This is a genomic window from Chryseobacterium salivictor, assembly GCF_004359195.1.
In the GTDB taxonomy this organism is placed as follows: domain Bacteria; phylum Bacteroidota; class Bacteroidia; order Flavobacteriales; family Weeksellaceae; genus Kaistella; species Kaistella salivictor.
In genome coordinates this window covers 433,247-452,533 of the sequence record NZ_CP037954.1, presented here as the reverse complement: position 1 = coordinate 452,533, position 19,287 = coordinate 433,247, and the positions used below count along the sequence as shown (strand labels likewise).

Annotated in this window: 15 protein-coding genes; 7 read left to right on the top strand and 8 right to left on the bottom strand. The window is 37.6% G+C overall.

The features are described 5' to 3' along the window. Positions 1–132: 132 nt before the first annotated feature. From NBC122_RS02130 to NBC122_RS02120, 3 genes are all read left to right on the top strand, one after another. Positions 133–690, top strand: a complete 558-nt coding sequence (locus NBC122_RS02130; RefSeq protein ID WP_133438792.1) for an RNA polymerase sigma factor — start codon at positions 133–135, stop codon at positions 688–690. 119 nt (positions 691–809) lie between these two features. Then, positions 810–1,676 carry a lipoyl synthase gene (gene lipA / locus NBC122_RS02125; RefSeq protein ID WP_133438791.1) on the top strand — a complete coding sequence of 289 codons (867 nt, stop codon included), beginning with the start codon at positions 810–812 and terminating at the stop codon, positions 1,674–1,676. A gap of 108 nt (positions 1,677–1,784) precedes the next feature. Continuing rightward, positions 1,785–2,621 carry a dienelactone hydrolase family protein gene (locus NBC122_RS02120; RefSeq protein WP_133438790.1) on the top strand — a complete coding sequence of 279 codons (837 nt, stop codon included), beginning with the start codon at positions 1,785–1,787 and terminating at the stop codon, positions 2,619–2,621. Positions 2,622–2,855: 234 nt separating this feature from the next. On the opposite strand, the gene NBC122_RS02115 is transcribed toward NBC122_RS02120, so the two are convergent. Together NBC122_RS02115 and NBC122_RS02110 are read right to left on the bottom strand one after the other, a co-directional pair. Continuing rightward, on the bottom strand, positions 2,856–3,335 hold the full coding sequence (locus NBC122_RS02115; protein ID WP_133438789.1) for a Dps family protein: 480 nt from the start codon (positions 3,333–3,335) through the stop codon (positions 2,856–2,858). Positions 3,336–3,359: 24 nt separating this feature from the next. After that, the gene (locus NBC122_RS02110) at positions 3,360–3,866 is read right to left on the bottom strand and encodes a pyridoxamine 5'-phosphate oxidase family protein (RefSeq protein WP_133438788.1); all 507 of its coding nucleotides are present in this window, start codon (positions 3,864–3,866) and stop codon (positions 3,360–3,362) included. 228 nt (positions 3,867–4,094) lie between these two features. On the opposite strand from NBC122_RS02110, the gene NBC122_RS02105 reads away from it, so the two are divergent. The 3 genes from NBC122_RS02105 (at position 4,095) to NBC122_RS02095 (ending at position 7,327) form a co-directional block, all read left to right on the top strand. Then, complete coding sequence (locus NBC122_RS02105; protein ID WP_133438787.1) at positions 4,095–5,300, top strand: NAD(P)/FAD-dependent oxidoreductase; 1,206 nt, start codon at positions 4,095–4,097, stop codon at positions 5,298–5,300. A 9-nt stretch (positions 5,301–5,309) separates the two neighbouring features. Continuing rightward, positions 5,310–5,852 (top strand): lipocalin family protein, encoded by a 543-nt coding sequence (locus NBC122_RS02100; protein ID WP_133438786.1) that lies wholly within the window; start codon positions 5,310–5,312, stop codon positions 5,850–5,852. 221 nt (positions 5,853–6,073) lie between these two features. Continuing rightward, complete coding sequence (locus NBC122_RS02095) at positions 6,074–7,327, top strand: CinA family nicotinamide mononucleotide deamidase-related protein (RefSeq protein ID WP_133438785.1); 1,254 nt, start codon at positions 6,074–6,076, stop codon at positions 7,325–7,327. Positions 7,328–7,444: 117 nt separating this feature from the next. Here NBC122_RS02095 and pdeM read toward each other — a convergent pair whose 3' ends face one another. From pdeM to NBC122_RS02075, 4 genes are all read right to left on the bottom strand, one after another. Next, positions 7,445–8,089, bottom strand: a complete 645-nt coding sequence (gene pdeM / locus NBC122_RS02090; protein ID WP_133438784.1) for a ligase-associated DNA damage response endonuclease PdeM — start codon at positions 8,087–8,089, stop codon at positions 7,445–7,447. After that, positions 8,086–10,539: a ligase-associated DNA damage response DEXH box helicase gene (locus tag NBC122_RS02085; protein ID WP_133438783.1), complete on the bottom strand. Its 2,454-nt coding sequence runs from the start codon at positions 10,537–10,539 to the stop codon at positions 8,086–8,088. The genes pdeM and NBC122_RS02085 overlap by 4 nt, the downstream gene beginning before the upstream one ends. Positions 10,540–10,689: 150 nt before the next feature. After that, positions 10,690–12,270 carry an ATP-dependent DNA ligase gene (locus tag NBC122_RS02080; protein WP_133438782.1) on the bottom strand — a complete coding sequence of 527 codons (1,581 nt, stop codon included), beginning with the start codon at positions 12,268–12,270 and terminating at the stop codon, positions 10,690–10,692. Continuing rightward, the gene (locus NBC122_RS02075) at positions 12,267–13,289 is read right to left on the bottom strand and encodes a ligase-associated DNA damage response exonuclease (RefSeq protein WP_133438781.1); all 1,023 of its coding nucleotides are present in this window, start codon (positions 13,287–13,289) and stop codon (positions 12,267–12,269) included. The genes NBC122_RS02080 and NBC122_RS02075 overlap by 4 nt, the downstream gene beginning before the upstream one ends. A 250-nt stretch (positions 13,290–13,539) precedes the next feature. On the opposite strand from NBC122_RS02075, the gene NBC122_RS02070 reads away from it, so the two are divergent. Beyond that, entirely contained in the window at positions 13,540–14,775 is a 1,236-nt protein-coding gene (locus NBC122_RS02070; protein WP_133438780.1) for a YaiO family outer membrane beta-barrel protein, read from the top strand. Here NBC122_RS02070 and NBC122_RS02065 read toward each other — a convergent pair. Both NBC122_RS02065 and NBC122_RS02060 read right to left on the bottom strand, forming a co-directional pair. Continuing rightward, positions 14,772–18,212 (bottom strand): sulfatase-like hydrolase/transferase, encoded by a 3,441-nt coding sequence (locus NBC122_RS02065; RefSeq protein WP_133438779.1) that lies wholly within the window; start codon positions 18,210–18,212, stop codon positions 14,772–14,774. The two genes, NBC122_RS02070 and NBC122_RS02065, sit on opposite strands and share 4 nt — an antisense overlap. Next, positions 18,206–19,282 carry a HEAT repeat domain-containing protein gene (locus NBC122_RS02060; protein WP_133438778.1) on the bottom strand — a complete coding sequence of 359 codons (1,077 nt, stop codon included), beginning with the start codon at positions 19,280–19,282 and terminating at the stop codon, positions 18,206–18,208. The genes NBC122_RS02065 and NBC122_RS02060 overlap by 7 nt, the downstream gene beginning before the upstream one ends. Positions 19,283–19,287 lie beyond the last annotated feature (5 nt).

Here is a 19,287-nt window from a genome sequence, read left to right as displayed (position 1 = left end):
ATGATTGCTCTATATTCAATTTTGCATTTTATTATAGTCATGCAAGATAAGATTTTAAAGTAAATTTATCAAACTAATTTAGCGCCGATTCTACTTAAGTTAATTCTGCAATTCCTTATCTTTGTTTCATTCATGAAAAACACAGATCTTTTAACCCTGATTGCTTTTGCGAAAAATAAAAATCAGAAAGCACAAACCCAACTCATCAATCTGTTTTGGGTAGATGTGTTCAGTTTTGTAATGAAAAAAGTACAGGACGAATATGTCGCTGATGAACTTACGGTTTCTGTATTTTCCAAAGTATTGGCAAAGCTGGATTTATTTGATCCAAACTTTCAGTTTAAAACATGGATTCTAACCATTGCGCAAAATTCTATCATCGATTACTGGCGAAAAAAAGCCCGTGAAAATGAAGATTCTACCGATAATTTCGATGGATTCAAAAATCATCTGGCGCTTTCACCGGAAGAACTTCTGATTTCTGAAGAAGATCAAAAACAAATCTTATCCATCATCGAAAGTCTGGATTCTAATTACAAGGATATTATTCAGCTTCGGTTCTTTGAAGAAAAAAGCATTAAAGAAATCGCTGAAGAACAGAATATTACCGTTGCCAATACCAAAGTAAGGATTATGCGCGCTAAAAAATTACTCGCAGAATTGCTCAAAAATAAAGAGTCTGATGATTGATTCGGTGTTTTCAAAAACGACCGATTTTAATCTTTGGCATTTATCCCAAATCCGATATATCAACCACGGATTTCATTCCATAGAGAAAGAAATTTGTAAATTTGCTTTTTATCTTTAAAATGAACGAAATACTTACCGATACAACGATACAAAAACCAAAATGGATTCGCGTAAAACTTCCTACAGGAAAAAATTACCGAGAACTCAGAACCTTGGTTGATAAATATAAACTCAACACCATTTGCCAAAGTGGAAGCTGTCCAAACATGGGTGAATGCTGGGGTGAAGGAACTGCGACTTTTATGATTCTGGGAAATATCTGTACCAGAAGTTGTGGGTTTTGCGGTGTAAAAACAGGGAAACCTTTGGATGTGAATTGGGATGAACCGGAAAAAGTTGCGCGGTCTATCAAGTTGATGAAAATTAAACATGCCGTTTTAACTTCTGTAGATCGTGACGATTTGAAAGATATGGGCTCCATTCTTTGGGCAGAAACAGTACACGCTGTGCGCCGGATTTCTCCCGGAACAACCATGGAAACGTTGATTCCGGATTTTCAGGGAATCACCAAACATATCGATCGTTTAATTGAAGTTCATCCGGAAGTGATTTCCCATAATATGGAAACCGTGAAAAGATTAACCAGAGAAGTGAGGATTCAGGCGAAATATGAAAGAAGTTTAGAAGTTCTTTCTTACTTAAAAGAAGCTGGGCAAAAAAGAACGAAAACCGGTTTAATGCTTGGTTTAGGTGAAGAAAATGCTGAGGTTTTCCAAACCATCGAAGACATAAGAAATGCCAATGTGGATGTCATTACCATCGGTCAATATCTGCAGCCGACAAAGAAACATTTGCCCGTGAAAAAATTTGTTACTCCGGAAGAGTTTAATGAATTCGGTGATTTTGCCCGAAGTCTGGGATTCCGTCACGTAGAAAGTTCGCCATTGGTGAGAAGTTCTTACCATGCCGAAAAACATATTCATTAAAAAATCAACTTTAATACTATTAAAAAACGCAGCGATACCGTTGCGTTTTTTATTATTTGAACTTTAGAATTCTTACCTTTAATCATTCAAATTATTAATATTTTAATCATGAAAATACTCAAAATTTCTGCGGTAATTGTTTTGCTGCTTTTTATTTTTTCCTGTAAGGAGAAAAAAGACAATGTAAGAAATGGTTTAAATTCTGTGAAATCGACCACCGGAAAAATGACTACAGAAGAAGTAACTTATGACATTGACGGCAAAAGTTATCAGTCATTTGTTGCATATTTAGGGGACGCAAACGAGGTGAGACCTGTTGTGATGGTTCTTCCGGAATGGTGGGGCGTAACTGATTATGTAAAAAACCGGGCTAAACAACTGGCAGAATTAGGCTATTTTGCAATGGCCGTGGATTATTACGGCGATGGAAAAACCGTTGATAATCCCGAAGAAGCCGCAAAATTATCAGGAGAATTCTATAAAATTCCTATCGATGCAAAATTGAAATTTGATAAGGCAAAGGCGCAGCTTCTGAAATTCCCCAATGCCAATTATGATAAAATTGCCGTAATCGGATATTGCTTTGGTGGAGCGCAAGCTTTAAATATGGCACGTTTGGAAGACGAACTGAAAGGTGCTGTTTCTTTTCATGGAAATTTAATGACCGGAATCAAACCGAAAAATAATGAGGTAAAAATTTTAGTTTTAAACGGCGAGGCAGATACTTATGTTCCCGCCAAAGAAATTGCAGCTTTCAAAAAACAAATGGATTCTGCCAAAATAGATTATCAGTTCATCGATTATCCAAATGCCATTCATTCATTTACCAATCCTGCGTCTACCGCAATTGGCGAGAAATTCAATCTGAAAGTCGCTTACAATAAAGAAGTCGACAAGAAATCCTGGGAAGCCATGAAAACTTTTTTAGCTAAAATTTTTAAATAGTATTTCAATTCTTAATAATGTTTTTTCCCTTTCATTTCCGGAAGGGAAATTTTTATGTTGTGGGATTAATTATTCGTTTGTCCAGATTAAACCAGATATAATATTTACATTCCATATAAAAAAGTACAGCTGATTTTTTTTCAGCTGTACTTTTTGTTTCAGTTTGTTATCTTAAATTTATAATAACAGTAAAACATCATGCAGAATTTGATGGTTTTAGCTCAAAGACGAATTTTATGATTCTTTGAAATATTTTCTCAGTTTCCAGGCCATTTTTTCGTGCTCCTGCATCAATCCATTTAAGAAATCAGCAGTTCCTGCATCATTATGATCTTCTTCTACTTTATCTAAATTGTCGCGTAATGATTTGACGATTGTTTCGTGATCAGCCACTAGTTCTTTCAGCATTCCCTGAGTGTCAGGCACTTTTCCAGGAGTTTCCTTCAACTGGGATTCTTTCGCGAATTCAATCGAGGTTCCGATTGCAGTGCCGCCCAAAGTACTGATTCTCTCTGCAACTTCGTCTACTGCTTCACCCACTTGAGTGTACTGGTCTTCGAACAAAAGATGCAGTTCCATGAAATTATCACCGGATAAATTCCAATGAAATTTTCTTAGTTTGATGTAAAGAATATTTCCGTCAGCCAAGACACCATTTAAAATTTTGTGAACGGCGGTTAAGTTTTTTTGCGTAATTCCTAAGTCTGGTTTCATAATTTATATTTTAATGAGTTAATATTAAATGTGTAATGTTCCTTCCCTTCCATCATCATTATCAGATTTCTGACCTGAAATGGCCGCGGTTGCAAAATGAAGCATTGAAACAAATTTTCCAACTTTCGGTTCCCAATAATAGGTTTCATCTGGAGTAACTCTGATGACAGACACATTCGGATCGTCTTTTCCATCGAACCAGGCATTTGCCATTGCACTCCATTTTTCTTCAATAGTTTCTTTATCTTTATAAATAAATGCTTTCCCCAAAATAGAAAGATATTCAGAATCACTGTTGTTCATAAAATATAGTTGAACCCGATTGTCTTTTTGAATTTCAAAGTTCTTATGACTCTGATCACTGCTGATAAACCATAGGTTTCCCTGATCATCAGTTTCCCGTAAACTCATGGGACGGCAGGAATTGGGATGAGAATCTAAATCGGTGCAGAACATACATATTCGCGCACTTTCAGAAAGTTTTTTCAGTTTTTCAATTGCTTCTTTTTGATTTAAGTTTTCGGTAGACATATTATCGAATTTTTAAGGATTAAATAAAATTGATTCCTGTGAAAAAGATTAAATCAATTTTTTTGCGGTGCTCATATCCATTCAAAAAGCAAACCAAAACGCAGTAATTAAAACTTTAGCATGTTAAAGTTTTATTAAATAAGATGATTTGATAAAATAAGAAGGCTTTTATTGTGGATTTAATACTGCGGCTTAGTTTTTGATTTTCAGCAATTCAAAATAATGAGTATGGATTTAAAATCAAATGAACCTTTTTGGCTGGTGAAGAACGGACTGCTTTCTTCCTATCCTTCTTTAAAACAAGATGAAAAATGTGAGATTCTTATCATCGGCGCAGGAATTACAGGAAGTTTAATCGCTCATCAGATGACGGAAGAAGGCTACAAAACCATTCTGATCGACAAACGCGAAATCTGCAATGGAAGCACTTCTGCAACCACATCAATGTTGCAATACGAAATCGATATTCCACTTTATAAATTGAAAGACGAAATCGGAAATGAGGCAGCATTAGCAAGTTATCAGGCGTGCTCAGTTTCCATCGATGAACTGGAGAAGATTTCAAAAAAAATAAAATCAAAAGCAGGTTTTAAGCGGAAAGAGTCACTGTATTTCGCTTCGAAGAAAAAACATGTTTCCTGGCTAAAGAAAGAATTTGAGGCCAGAAAAGAAGCAGGATTTAAAGTGAAATGGCTTGATCCCGACGAGATTGCAGATCAGTTTGGTTTGAAAAAAACGCATGGCGGGATTTTATCAAAACAGGGAGCAAGCGTTGATGCCTTTAATTTGGCTCATGAACTTTTGCAGTACAATGCAGCGAAAGGATTGAAAATTTTCGATAAAACCGAAATGAAATCTGTTGAATATCACCCGAATTATAATGAAGTGAAATTAGCAAGCGGTTTTAAAATCAAAGCCAGGAAAATTATTTACTGTATCGGTTACGAAAGTAAAAATCTCATCAAAGAAGATTTTGTACAGCTTAAAAGTACATTTGCGATGGTTTCTGAAATGGGACAGATTAAAAACAAAAACTTTTCGAAAACCCTGTTTTGGAATACCGATGATCCGTATCTTTATATGAGATCTACTGATGACGGCAGAATTCTCATGGGCGGCGGCGATGAAGATTTTCAAAATCCGGAAAAGCGGGATCAATTTTTGAGCAAAAAGCAAAAAGAAATTATTAAAATCTATAACAGTGTTTTACCGGATCAGCCCTTTGATACCGATTTCGTTTGGGCAGGAACTTTCGGGGAAACCAAAGACGGATTACCGTATATCGGTGAACATCCAAAATTTAAAAATTCTTATTTCGTTCTTGGTTTCGGCGGAAATGGCATCACTTTTTCTGTAACCGGAATGAAAATGGTTTCTGATTTTCTGAGAAAAAAAACACATCATCTGGCCGAATATTTCAGGTTTGGCCGTTAAATAAAAAGTATGAAAAATTTAAATAAACTCGCAATCCCCGTTGCGCTTGGGATTTTGGGTGTCGCATTTCTACATTCCTGTTCTGTGGGAATTCCTAAAGGAGCAACTGCCGTCCAAAATTTTAACGCTAAAAAATATTTGGGAAAATGGTATGAGATAGCCCGTTTCGATTACCGTTTTGAGAGGAATATGAAGAACGTCACCGCAACCTATTCCATGAAAGACAACGGCAATATCAAAGTGGATAATAGAGGTTATGACTACGTGAAAAATAAATGGAAAGAAAGTATCGGCGAAGCCAAATTCGTAGAAAATGAAAATGTGGCGAGGTTGAAAGTTTCTTTTTTTAAACCAATTTGGGCAGGCTATAACATCATCGATATCGATGAGGATTACAAATATGCCTTAGTAGCTGGCAACAATCTCGATTATTTGTGGATTCTTTCACGGGAGAAAACCATTCCCGTTTCCTACAGAGAAAGGTTTTTGGAGAAAGCTAAAAAATTGGGTTATCAAACAGGAAATTTGATTTGGGTGGAACAGGATGAGTAATATTTTTTATTTTAGCCAAACCATTGACAAAGCAGGATCTATTTTGATTTTTTATGGCAGCATTTTTCGTCTTCCATTCCCGCTATTTTTTTCATGGCTGGTTCTTAGCTAAAAAATGAGTTTCATTCAAGCCGGGCTGCAGATTCGGCATCCAAAAAATACTGGATTTTATTTCGGTGGCTGGAATATAATTCAGTAATTTTATCGTCTTAAAATTTGATATGAAAGCAGTTCTCATCACCATAGGCGACGAAATTTTGTCGGGAAATACAGTCGATACCAATTCTAATTTCATCGCAGCCGAACTCAAGAAAATCGGAATTCCGGTGGTGCAGATTTTAACGGTTTCCGATGAAATAGAAAGCATTAAAAGAAACCTGAAATCAGCTTTTGAAATGGCAGATTTGGTGATTACGACAGGCGGTTTGGGCCCTACCAAAGACGATAAAACCAAAACCGCTTTTAAAGAATTCTTTAATGATGAAATCATTCTGGATCCCGAAACTTACGACCATTTGCGGAGGTTATTTGAGAAAAGAAACCGTGCCCATCTTTTAGAACTCAATAAACCACAGGCCGAAGTCTTAAGCAAAGCCTTTATTTTTCAAAACGAGAACGGAAGCGCGCCCTGTCAGATGATTCAGGAAAATGGAAAGATTGCCATTTGTATGCCCGGAGTTCCGTTCGAGGTAAAACCTTTGATTAAACATAAAATCATTCCTTTTCTCGCCGAAAAATGGAGTTTGAATTACATTGTAACGCACACTATTTCTGTGGTCGGAATTCCTGAAAGTGTATTATCTGAACAAATTGAAAGTTGGGAATTGGCTTTACCAAAGGATATTTCGCTTTCATATCTTCCCGTGGGAAACCGAATTAAATTGCGCTTAACTGCTCAGGGTAAAAATCAGAAAGAACTCGAACTGCGGATTGAAGAGGAAGTTCAGAAATTAAATCCTTTAATCGGTAATCATGTCATTTCCTGGAACGGTGACGATATTCAGGAAATTTTAAAAGAAATTTTAGATGAAAAAAAGCTCACGGTTTCTACAGCTGAAAGTTGTACCGGCGGCGAACTTTCAAAATTACTCACTTCAATTTCAGGAAGTTCTACTTATTTCCTTGGTGGAATTATCGCTTACGATTATCACAAAAAAATAGAAATTCTGGGCGTTTCTGAAAAAACGATTCAGGAGAAAACAGTGGTTTCTGAAGAAGTTGCACGGGAAATGAGTTTGGGTGCTCAAAAGCTTTTCAAAACAAATATTTCGCTTTCTACCACCGGAGTTGCCGGGCCGAATTCTGATGAATTCAGTAATGAAATCGGAATTGCTTTTTACTCGATTCGGGTTAATGATTTCGAAAAGACCACCCGTTTGCATCTTCCCCATTTCGAACGAAATGATTTCGTCAATTTTGTATCACAGCGAGTTTTACAGGATTTGGTTGAGATTTTAATTCGCGCGCCATATTAGAAATTTTAATTAATTACAAAGTAAACGGCTCTATTTTTCAGTCATTTAAAATTATAGATAGAAAACTGAAAGTTTTGTTTTTTTGGGCTTTTAAAATTTAGCATTTTGAACTTGACTCTAAAGTTCAAAAATCAAATCTTCCGTAAAGGCAATACATTCAAAATCCTGACAGGACTGAGTGTCCAGGCCGGTAAATTTACTGAAAGCCGGAAGAATTAACTGATTTTCTGAAAGCCGAAAACACGGCAATCTTACAGATTTTCGCTTTTCCAGTTTTACCGTAACGCCGGGATGAAGATGTCCGGAAATTGAAAACTGATTTTCTGTATTTTCCGGGATATGAATAAAAGTAAAAGGTTCGGTGTAAAGAGAATTTTCAATGATGTGGATGTTTAAATCAAGTAAAAAGTCAGCATTTTTTATATCATGATTTCCTTTAATTAAAATAATTTTCAGGGTAATATTTAACTTTCGCCATTCTTCAAATATTTTGAAATCTGCGTTTTTTCCGGCGTGCAAAAAATCACCGACAACGATAAGTTGCTCTGCTTCAAAATGTTGAATTAAAAAATCCAGTCTTTCCAGATCATCTTCTAAAATATCCGACGGAACCGGGATGCCGTTTTTTCTAAAATAAGCGGTTTTTCCTAAATGTAAATCGCTGATAATTAAAGCTTTATTTTCCGTCCAAAAAAGGGCACGCTGATTGGTAAAAATGAGGGTTTCTTTCTGAACGGTTTTTTCTATAGTCTGCAGATTCATTTTTTCATTTTCTTTTTCATGGCTTCCATTTTCATTCTCAGAATACGGGCTTTCAGATCTTCGCTGCTCAAACTTTGGCGCAGACTGTCAACTTTAATAGGAAAACTTAAGGGAGTAAAGGTATTTGAATTTTTAATAATAATCTCACTTTTATGAATACGGTCAAAGGCCTCGACCAATCTCGCTTCATCGATCTGCTGAAAAAAAACTTCGGAATATGCCTGCTTAAATAATAAATTTTCGGGATCGTAATCCTCCAGCACATTAAATATTAAACCTGAAGATGACTGTAAATTTTTATTATTTTTCTGCTGTCCCGGATACGTCCTGATGACCATTCCAGAAATTACTGCGATATCCCGAAACTTCCGCCTGGCCATTTCCGTTGAATTGACTGACGCCATTACATCGCGGATTAAATGTTCTTTGGATAATATTTCTGAAATATTTTCTTCACTCAACGGAATTTCGATTTTCGAAAATAATTCAAAACCATAATCATTCATCGCAATTGAAAAAGAAATGGGTGAAATCCTGGAAATTCGATAGGCAACCAAGGCCGACATCACTTCGTGAATCAATCTGCCTTCAAACGGATACATAAACAGATGATGGCCTTCGCGGGTTTTGATGCGTTCGACCAGAAACTCGTTTTCGCTTGGAATATGTGAGTTTTCCTGTTGGCTGACCAGAAGCGGATGCAAAAACCGCAGTTCTTTTTCAGAAGATTTCGCGTTGAGAGATTCTGAAAGTTTTTGTCTCAGAAAACCGCTCAAATAGGAGGATAAAGGTAATCTTCCGCCCAAATAACTCGGGACGATTCCTTTTCCACTGGAGTTCCGAACGTACACGGTCATTTCTTTGACGTGGGAAACTTCAAGAACTCTTCCGGCCAAAACGAACTTATCATTTTTATTTAATTTAGAAATAAAATACTCTTCGATCATGCCGATATATCCGCCGCCGAAAAACTTTACTTTCAACATGGAATCGCTTACAATCGCGCCAATATTCATCCGGTGCAGCATTGCAATTCTGCGTGAAATAACTTTATACAGACCGTTTTCAATTACAACTTTATGATATTCTTCGTAGTTTTTTAATTTTCCGCCAACCGTAATGAACGTTAAAATCCAGTTCCATTCTTCAGGTGACAACTCTTTAAAAGCATTCGTCTGAGTAATTTGGCTGAAGGTTTCTTTTTCATCAAAACCATCTCCAACTGCGAGTGTTAAAACAAATTGAAGTAAAACATCATAACATAAAACCAGAGGTTCGCGCGGTTCGATTTTATTTTGTTTCACGGCTTCCTTCAAAGCCGCAACTTCAATAAGTTCTAAAGAATGGGTTGGAACAAAATAGATTTTTGAAGTTTCGAAAGGCGAATGTCCGCTTCGTCCGGCACGTTGTAAAAATCTTGCAATTCCTTTACTGGAGCCGATCTGAATAACGGTGTCAACGGGTTTGAAATCTACGCCCAAATCCAGCGATGAGGTGGAGATGACGGCTTTTAAATATCCTGAAGATAAATTTTCTTCAATCCAGATCCGGATATCTTTATCCACGGAACTGTGATGAATCGCGATCTGTCCCGCAAAATCGGGATGTTCATTCAGCAAAACCTGATACCACATTTCGGCCTGACTTCGGGTATTGGTAAACACCAAAGTTGTTTGACTTTCCAGAATAATGGGAATTATTTTATCAGCGAGTTTGGTTCCTAAATGTCCTGCCCAAGGCAAAACTTCGACATCATCGGGGAAAACAGATTTGATTTCGATTTTCTTTTTTTCTTTGGCAACAATTTTAGTTTTTTTAATCGGGTAGGGAATAAGGACTTCCATGGCTTCGTCCAGATTTCCGATGGTTGCTGTGATTCCCCAGATTTTTATTTTGTTCTGATAACTAAATATCCTTGAAACGGCGAGTTCGGTCATCACGCCGCGTTTCGAACTGAGCAGCTCGTGCCATTCATCAACAACAATGCACTGAAGATTTTTAAAAAATTTCGGGTGTTGTTTTTGTGCTAAAAGCAGATGCAGACTTTCGGGCGTTATGATTAAAATATCAGGCGTTTTTTTGGTCTGCTTCGCCCGGATTTCTTTAGGTGTATCACCATTTCTCACAGCAACTTCCCAGTCTAATCCGATTTCTTCCAGAGCTTCACTCATCGCTTTCGCAATATCTTTTGCTAAAGCGCGCAGTGGAGTGATCCACAACAGTTTCATGCCGGATTTGTAGTGGTCCGGATTGTTCATATAATCGATGACGACGGCTAAAAAAACCGAGAATGTTTTTCCAAAACCTGTTGGCGCGATCACCATTCCCGAATAATTCTGGGAAAATTTATACCATGTTTCAGACTGAAAACCAAATGGTTCCCGGTCTTTGTCTTCCATCCATTTTTCGATGATCTGGAAACCTGTGGAATTTTTAAATTTTTCGGTCATTCAGAATTTAAATATATTTTCAAACACCAGTTTCACTCTTATATTTCACGATTAAAATAAAGGGAAAATCTTTTTTTTTTATGGTGCCGTACGTCTTGCTTTAACAAAATTATCATTAAAAAATTATGAGATCTTTCGTAGTTTTAAAAATTAAGTAATCAGTTTTTTAATTTCCTCGAGGTCATCAATTTGATCGGCTGTTTTGTCCCGCCGCCAACGAACGATTCGCGGGAAGCGCAATGCCACGCCACTTTTATGCCGGCTGCTGAAACCGATTCCTTCGAAAGCGATTTCAAAAACCAGTTCAGGTTTTACGGTTCGGACGGGCCCGAATTTTTCGATCGCGTTTTTGTTCACAAACTTGCTGACTTCCATAATTTCTTTGTCCGTCAAACCTGAATAAGCTTTCGCAATGGTGACGAGTTTATCATCATTTTTTACTGCAAAAGTATAATCAGTATAGTAGCTGCTTCGGCGGCCGGACCCTTTTTGAGCATAAATTAATACCGCATCAATCGTGAGCGGACTGACTTTCCATTTCCACCAGTCGCCTTTTTTTCTGCCGGCGTGGTATCGCGAATTTGTTTCTTTTAACATTAAACCCTCAGAATTATTGTCCCGGGAGTTTTCTCTGATTTGGGCTAATTCTTCCCAAGTGCCGGTTGTAATAATCTCTGATATTTTAATGTTTTTGAGTGGAGCATCTACAAGTAAACTTTCTAAAAGCAATCGTCTTTCAGACAAAGACCTTTCTCTCAGATCCTCAAATTCCAGTTCCAAAATATCATAAACAAAAATATGACAAGGAAGTTCCTCCAGCATTTTTTTAGGAATTGTTTTTCGGTTCAGGCGTTTCTGCAGTTCATTAAAATTAAGAACTCTGTCGTCTTTTACCACGAGAATTTCACCATCGATTACAAAATTACCTTCCACTTCTTTTAACGCGGAAACAATTTCGGGAAACTGTTCTGTGACTAATTCTTCACCGCGGGACCAAATAAATATTTCTTCATTTCGCTTGATGAACTGCCCGCGGATGCCGTCCCATTTAAATTCTGCCTGCCAGTTTTTCCGGTCGCCCAGTTCCTGAATTTCTTTTTCTAAAGGATACGCCAGACAAAAAGGATAAGGTTTGGAAGCATCAGGATTGATATGGGTTCCCAGAATTAAATCGTCAAAATTCTTATCTTCGATTTTCCATTTTCCCATAATGCTGTGCATCAGAATATTGGTTTCAATACCGGAATATTTAGACAGTGCATTGATTAACAGTTTTTTAGAAACTCCGATTCGAAAACTTCCGCCAATTAATTTGTTAAAGATGAATCGTTCCACATGATTCAAACCGTTCCAGGATTCCAGGACATACTTTTTCTTTTCATCATCGGTTTGGTCTTTTAAGGCAGTCAATTCGGTCATCCATTGTGTTAACGGTTTATCGATTTGGTTTTCTGCGTTGGGAAGGATTAGTGATAATGTTTCGCCCAGATCGCCTACGGCAGCATACGATTCTATAAAAAGCCACTCCGGAAGCAGTGTGATTTCTAAAGCCCATTGTTTTAAAAGATTAGTGTTTACCGGTCTTTTCGGTCTTTTGCCGGTAAATAAAGCTAGGAACCATAACTTGTCATTGGCATCTGCGGTGTTCAGGTAAGAAACCATCGCCTCTACTTTCGCGGTTGTTTTGTTGGTGCTGTCGAGCGCATTGATGAGTTGGGCAAAATCTTTCATTTAGTTTCTATCAGTTCTTTTTCGGTGGTTTCTTCATCTCCGAAAATGGTTTTTAATTCTACGGCATTGATTCCGATTTCATTTAAATATTTAGAAAATACGGCGGTTTGTCCGTGGGTGACATAAACTTTTTCGGCTTCGGTGGCTTTCACGGTTTCAATTAATCCGTTCCAGTCTGCGTGATCGGAAATTGCAAATCCGGCATCCGCAGAGCGCCACCTTCTGGAACCCCGAACCTGCATCCAGCCGGAACAGATCGCGGTGGCACGATTCGGTATTTTTTTTATGATGTTGGAATCAAATAATGCGGGCGGTAAAATCACGATTTCGCCGTTGGTTGATTTTAAACTCTCCTGAAAATTCAGCGTTTCATATTCGGGTAAATCGATCCCGACCGATTCCATTCCCTCATTCAGTTTACCGATCGACTGATGAACGAAAATCTTTCCTCTGCCTTCTATCGATTTCATAATCCGTTGGGCTTTTCCTAAAGAATAACCAATGAAGACAGACGTTTTACCGTTTTCGCGATTTTGCTGAACCCAGGTTTGCATTAATTCTGAATATTCCTGCGGTTTTAACCAGTTGTAAATTGGTAGTCCAAAAGTGCTTTCGGTGATAAATTCATTGCATTTCACCAATTCAAATGGCGTTGACAATCCGTCGTCGTCTGTTTTATAATCTCCGGAAAAGACAATCACATAACCTTTGTACTCCATTCTGATCTGCGCCGATCCGATGATATGTCCGGCAGGATGTAAGGAAATTTTTACTCCATTAATAATAGTTTCTTCTCCATATTCCACCGTTTGAATTTCAATATCTTCCCCAATTCTATGTTTTAAAATGGGCTTCGTAAACCGATGACACAAATATTTTTTCATTCCCCAACGTGCGTGGTCACCGTGCCCGTGAGAAATTACGGCCAGATCAACGGGTTTCCAGGGATCAATGTAGAATTTACCCGGAATGCAGTATATTCCTTTATCGGTGAGGCGAATAAAAGTTGGATTTTTCATTAAAAGTTTAGAGATTAAAAGCGAAAATTAAGCCAATATTTTCCGGTTATTTCCAGGTTAAAAAAAAGGGTTTACCTTTTTTATTGCCCCTGAATGAGAATTATTCTCTTCAGATTGTCGGCATCAGACTATTTCGGGTAATGAAAAATAGAAGTTTCACTTTTTGTTATTAAGCATAACTAAATAAAAGTTCAATATATTTGTTTCCTGAATTTATATAAAATATCTTTTACCCTTTATTTGAAATTTGATGAAAAATTGTCTTGGTTTTTTAATGGTATTGTTATTTCCTTTTGCACTGTACAGCCAGCAAAATTTAAGTGCTGATGAATTGTTCAGTGAAGCGCGGAACGCTGCTTTTGAGCAGAAAGATTATACCGCCGCTATTAAACTCACAAAGGAAGCGCTGGAAAAGGCACCGGATTATACCGACATTTCTGTTTTCTTAGGCCGTCTTTACACGTGGACTAATGATTTAAGTTCAGCAAGAGCTGTGTTTGATGGACTTGAGAAAAAAGAAGTTCGTGATGAAGATTTTTTTATAGCATACGCTTCTCTGGAATATTGGAACGACCAAAATGATAAAGCAATTGAAATCCTGAATAAAGGACTGGAGTACCATCCTCAATCCGAAGCGCTTTTATTGTTGAAGGGGAAAGTGGATTTTAATAATTCGAATTACGCAGACGCTGAGAAGGCTGTCAATACTCTTATACGAATTAATCCCAAAAATACAGAAGCCAGAGCTCTTTCCATTAAAATAAATGATTTTACTTCTAAAAATGCCATGGGTATTGCCTATAATTTTTCTCATTTTGATAAACAGTTTGATGATGACTGGCATATTGTAGGACTCAGCTATAAAAGGGTTACGCCAATCGGGTCGGTTATTCTGAAAGGGAATTACGCCAATAAATTTGCATCAAGCGGCACTCAGTTTGAACTTGAGGCTTATCCGAAGTTATCGAAAATGTTTTATCTGTATGTAGGCGCGGGCTATTCCAATGACGTCGGAATCTTTCCGAAATTTAGAAGCGGTGTTTCTTTAAATGCGAATCTTCCCAAAAGTTATGAAGCTGAAGTAGGCTACAGACAACTTTATTTTAGTAATAATATTTGGATGTATACGGCATCTGTAGGAAAATATTACAAGAATTTCTGGTTTAATTTAAGGACCTATATTACGCCGGATAATGATAATATTTCTCAGTCTTATACGGGGACGGTTCGCTATTATACCACAGGAGCTACGGATTATTTTGCTTTTCAAATCGGAACCGGCATCAGCCCAGAAAGTTATCTCAGCAATTTATTGGAAAACGAAATCTACAAACTGAAAACTTTCAAAATTGGCGGAGAATATAATTTTGCGGTGCAAAAAACAAACCTGTTCTCTATTTCTGCGATGTATTACAATACAGAATATTTGCCTAAAACAAAGGGAAATCAGTATGATTTTTCTCTTGGATATACCAAAAAGTTTTAAAAGTTCGATCGGGTTTTTTTCATGAAGCTGGAGATCACGGAATCCGGCATCAGCTTTTTAGTGCTGTAAAACTGAGAATTCATATTTTTGAACTCTTTGAAACTCCCGTTGGCTTTGTTAAAAGCTGCTTGGTTATTTATACCATTTTCCTGCAGATTATTTAAAAGTAAAAGTTGGTTATTTTGCAGGTGATATTTTCCGTAAACGTAGTCGATCAGTTGATTTTTACTCTGCATTAATGGAATCCTCAATTGGTCAGTTCTTGGTTTTTCTGAAAGACCTCTGCCCACCCAGGTAACAGTAGACGGAGTCGAAATAGTATAATTTTCTCTGTAATAGGCCAGAATCGAAGGTGCCACATCAAAATGGCTTACGATATTTCTAAAATGTTTGGACTCCTTTAGCAGAGGAGAATACACCAACAAAGGAACATGGTAGCGGTCTATTTTCGATTCCAGCGTGATTTCCGGCATACTGTGGTCACCGGTGATCACAAAAATGGTATTATTAAAATCTTCGCGTTTTCGGTAACTTTTAAAAAAATCATGTAATGCATCATCCAGATTTAATACTGAAACCAACTGCTTTTTGTTATCCAGCGCCCATCTTTTCTGCTTGTTTGACAGTTGATTTGAATTCACCCGTTGCGTAAACAACTTCTCGTAATAAGGAGCATTATTAATTAAAAACGGATTATGCGTTGATAAAGTAAGAATAATATCGAAATACGGTTTTACCAATGGTTTCTGAACCTGCAGCATTTTTCCGAAAACAGCCTGATCCTCATAGCCCCAACTTTCGCCGCCCACGCTCGCCGGCAATTTTTGATAGGGTGCATCATATGAAAACTGATCTATTATATTATCGACTTTGCTGTATTCCAGAAATTCTTTTATACGGTCAAAAGCACTGTTGCCGCCATAGAAAAAACCTGTTTCAAATCCGTTTGATTTTAAAACAGTGTACAGATTGAAATGGTCGGGCGTTTTTTCTATTTCCAAAAAGCCGTTTTTTCCGAAAGGTAATGAACCTGTAATCGTAGGTAGAACGCCAAATGTTCTGCCGGTGGAACTTAAATTATTTTCCCAATAAAGGCTTTTGCCTGCGAGTGAATCGATGAAAGGCGTGAAGTTCCCGACATAGCCGTTCGGCGAACTGTAGGCATGCCCTAAACCTTCGACGAGGACGAAAACAAGATTCGGTACTTTTTCAGATTTGTTCAGATACGAGCCTAAAAAGTCCGGGGTATTTTCTTTTCGCCAAAATGGGAACGATTTGTCGAGCATCCCCGAATTGATTTCAAAATTATTTGAATCACCACCAAAAGCAATTAATTCCGGATGTTCACTGATGAAGTTATCGATGTTAGAATTTAAAAAATAAGCCCATTTGCTTTTCGCGGCGTTCTGATCAAATTCATTTAAACCTTTTGAATGATCTGACAGCAGCATATCATTAGGGACAGAAAAACTGATTGCTCCGAGACCTAAAAATACTGCGCCAACATATTTGGGTTTAAAAGAGGATTTAGAAGCGAACCAGAAAGGAATGAAAGAGAGGGTAACTAAAATTCCCAGTAAGGCAAAGTTTTTATAACTGAGCATTCCGCTTGCCTCTAAAATCTGCTTCATTTCAGCTTTACTGTAATACAGAATATCGGCACCTAATAAATTATGAGATTCTGAAAAATAAATGAATAAAAGGTAGTGGGTGACAATGACGAGGGTGAAGGTGAGGACGATTAAAGTTTTCGCCCAGCTTTCTTTCAGGAAATTTAAAATTAAATAAATGAGCCCAGAACCCATTATCAATTTTAATACAAATATCAGATTATTCAGTAAAAGATGTTCGCCGAGCATTGGACTGTTCAGCGTTTGAAAAGTATGTCGGTACCAAATCCACTCTGAAACGGTTCCCACTGAAAACAGCAGTAAAAAGACACCTGCAAATAGGCCCCACTGATGAAGCCCAAGCTGGAGCTTTGCCCACACCCGCTTTTTGAACGGTAAATTCTGATGGTTCTGATGAAAGCCCTGTCTCGTCATTTCGCCCCAAGTGTGGGATTTTTTAAAATAATCGATAAACCCGCTCACTCCTGCTTTAACCACCAGAGGATGAAAATAGAACGGTTCTAAAAGGGCGGTACCGATTAAGGCGAGGAAATCTTTCCTTTTAGCATAAACCTGGTGACTTAAGAGATCTACCAAAATACCATAGATCGAAAAAAGAAATCCTGATGAAATAACCAAAGCGAATAAAATAATAAAGAAAGGCCAGTTGATAATTCCTAAAATCAAAAAAACAATAAAAATAACATAACCTAAAAATTCAACCAGCGGGCCCAGGAATTCAAAAAAAAACCAGTAGGGAAGACTGATCATTCCCAGTTTTCCATATTTTGGATTAAACATTAATTTACGGTGCTTCCACAGCGTCTCCATGGTGCCACGCATCCAGCGGTTTCGCTGTTTTTTTAGAATATCCTTTGTTTCCGGTGCTTCGGTCCAGCACAAAGGATCGGGAATGGTGATAACTTCGTAGGGTTCGTTTTGTTCTTCCATATACTTTCGCATACGGACCACCAACTCCATATCTTCGCCAACGGTTTTCCGGTCGTAACCTCCACAGGCGAGAACTATTTTTCGGTCAAAAACACCGAAAGCCCCTGAAATTAAAATTAATCCTGAAGCGCGTGACCAGGCCATTCGCCCTAAGACAAAAGCTCTGATATATTCTAAAGCCTGGGTTCTTCCTAACAGTGTTTTGGGAATATTAATGTCGGTGACTTTGCCATTTTCTATTTTACAGTTATTGGCCAGACGGATGATTCCACCACAGGCAATCAATTTTTTATCGGTTTGTTCCAGAAAAGGTTTTGCTAATTTCAAGATCGCGTCCTGTTCCAGAATACAGTCTACGTCGATACAGACAAGATACTCACCGGAAGATATATTGACTCCGACGTTCAGCGCATCTGCTTTACCGCCATTGTCTTTGTCTACGATAATTAATTTTTTGAAGGCGGGGTTTTTGCTTTTATAAACTTCGCGGATCTTATTGGTTTCTATTTCACCCTGTACAAAAAAAGAGACTGCTTCAAGTTCATAAGCCTCAATCAGTTTTAATATCGAATCGTCTTTGCTTCCATCATTTACAATGATGATTTCCAGGTTATGATAATAGAGAGACAAAAGAGATCTTACATTCTCTACGATGGTCATGCCTTCGTTATAAGCGGGAGCAATAACGCTGAAAGTGAGCGCATTCGGGTTAGATGCGATAATGCTGTAATCGGTAAAAGTATTCTCTTTTTTGTATCGGATAACAGCACCGAGCGCATAAATTCCGATCCATCCGTAAACGAGAAATACCGCTGTTCCATACAATAGGAACAGCCAGATGATAAGTTCATAAATGATCTGTGAAAACGCTAACATATCCTTTCCTGCATTGAGTGTTTAATAATTTGGATAATTTGCTCCGGAGCAGATCCGTCTTCTGCCAGACTGATTAAAAAAGATTCCTGGCCGAGCGCGAAAAGAGCTTCGGCCGCGAAGATTTTTAACTTTGGAAAAGGATGCTCAATCAGTTGTGTTTTTAAAAAATCTGTAGAACTTTGGTCTTTTGCCATTTTTAAAGCCTTTATGATTTCAACCTGAACGTCTGTTGTCTGATTCGCATAAGATGCGGTAAGATCATTTACAGTAGAAGGGTTTTCCAGGGACTGTAAGGTTTGTACTGCCTGTATTCTGATCTGCTCTGAAGAATGGTTCAGTAAATGTAGAATTGGAGAATAAAATGATAACATCTGAAATTTTCTCGCTAACCGAAGCGTAAAGATAATGACGGAATTGTTTTCACTTTGTAACCAACTATTTACGGTATCATCGCAATTTTTAGGAATGTGTGGGATCGAAATAAGCAAGCGCAATTGTTGCCATTCCGAAATTTTATTTGAAACGGTATTCAAAAACTGCAGGCCGTTGAAACCTTTAAAACCGACCATCGCATATTGCGCTTCCTGATAAACAAGAGGCGAAGGATGGGTTAAAAAAGAATTTATTTTTGTAACTGCCGCTTCTACCCGCATGGAGGTAAGTTCCTGTATGCCGCCTGCAATAAGGTGAGTTTTTTTTGAATCTAATTTTTTCAAGGCCTCTTTTTCAAGATTATAATCCTGAAAAAGTTTATTGATTTCGTTCTGTGCTGTTCCCGAAAATTTCTTTTCTGAGTCGACCAGTTTTTCTAAAAATAAATCGCGGAAAGAAGAGTTATTAGAATATTGACTGAAAGTGCCGCTGTCTTTTTGTTCTCCTTCATCACTGCCGTGAACAATTGCCTGCGACACTTTGTAATCTATTTCCTTTGACCAGTATATAAGATCGATGAGTTTTTTGAAGAGGTAAAAACTGTAGTACAGTACCCCGGCAATTAACAAGAAAACGATTAACAATATTCCCAGAAATGTATCGAAAAGAAAATGGAGTGAAATGTCTAGAAACAGCATTAGTC

Excerpts from the sequence above, each read along its gene's own strand:
- NBC122_RS02080 (WP_133438782.1), bottom strand. The coding sequence starts at position 12,270 with ATGAAAGATTTTGCCCAACTCATCAATGCGCTCGACAGCACCAACAAA.
- NBC122_RS02065 (WP_133438779.1), bottom strand. The coding sequence starts at position 18,212 with ATGTTAGCGTTTTCACAGATCATTTATGAACTTATCATCTGGCTGTTC.
- NBC122_RS02115 (WP_133438789.1), bottom strand. The coding sequence starts at position 3,335 with ATGAAACCAGACTTAGGAATTACGCAAAAAAACTTAACCGCCGTTCAC.
- NBC122_RS02085 (WP_133438783.1), bottom strand. The coding sequence starts at position 10,539 with ATGACCGAAAAATTTAAAAATTCCACAGGTTTCCAGATCATCGAAAAA.
- NBC122_RS02100 (WP_133438786.1), top strand. The coding sequence starts at position 5,310 with ATGAAAAATTTAAATAAACTCGCAATCCCCGTTGCGCTTGGGATTTTG.
- NBC122_RS02060 (WP_133438778.1), bottom strand. The coding sequence starts at position 19,282 with ATGCTGTTTCTAGACATTTCACTCCATTTTCTTTTCGATACATTTCTG.
- NBC122_RS02070 (WP_133438780.1), top strand. The coding sequence starts at position 13,540 with ATGAAAAATTGTCTTGGTTTTTTAATGGTATTGTTATTTCCTTTTGCA.
- NBC122_RS02105 (WP_133438787.1), top strand. The coding sequence starts at position 4,095 with ATGGATTTAAAATCAAATGAACCTTTTTGGCTGGTGAAGAACGGACTG.
- NBC122_RS02110 (WP_133438788.1), bottom strand. The coding sequence starts at position 3,866 with ATGTCTACCGAAAACTTAAATCAAAAAGAAGCAATTGAAAAACTGAAA.
- NBC122_RS02095 (WP_133438785.1), top strand. The coding sequence starts at position 6,074 with ATGAAAGCAGTTCTCATCACCATAGGCGACGAAATTTTGTCGGGAAAT.
- NBC122_RS02120 (WP_133438790.1), top strand. The coding sequence starts at position 1,785 with ATGAAAATACTCAAAATTTCTGCGGTAATTGTTTTGCTGCTTTTTATT.
- NBC122_RS02130 (WP_133438792.1), top strand. The coding sequence starts at position 133 with ATGAAAAACACAGATCTTTTAACCCTGATTGCTTTTGCGAAAAATAAA.
- lipA (WP_133438791.1), top strand. The coding sequence starts at position 810 with ATGAACGAAATACTTACCGATACAACGATACAAAAACCAAAATGGATT.
- NBC122_RS02075 (WP_133438781.1), bottom strand. The coding sequence starts at position 13,289 with ATGAAAAATCCAACTTTTATTCGCCTCACCGATAAAGGAATATACTGC.
- pdeM (WP_133438784.1), bottom strand. The coding sequence starts at position 8,089 with ATGAATCTGCAGACTATAGAAAAAACCGTTCAGAAAGAAACCCTCATT.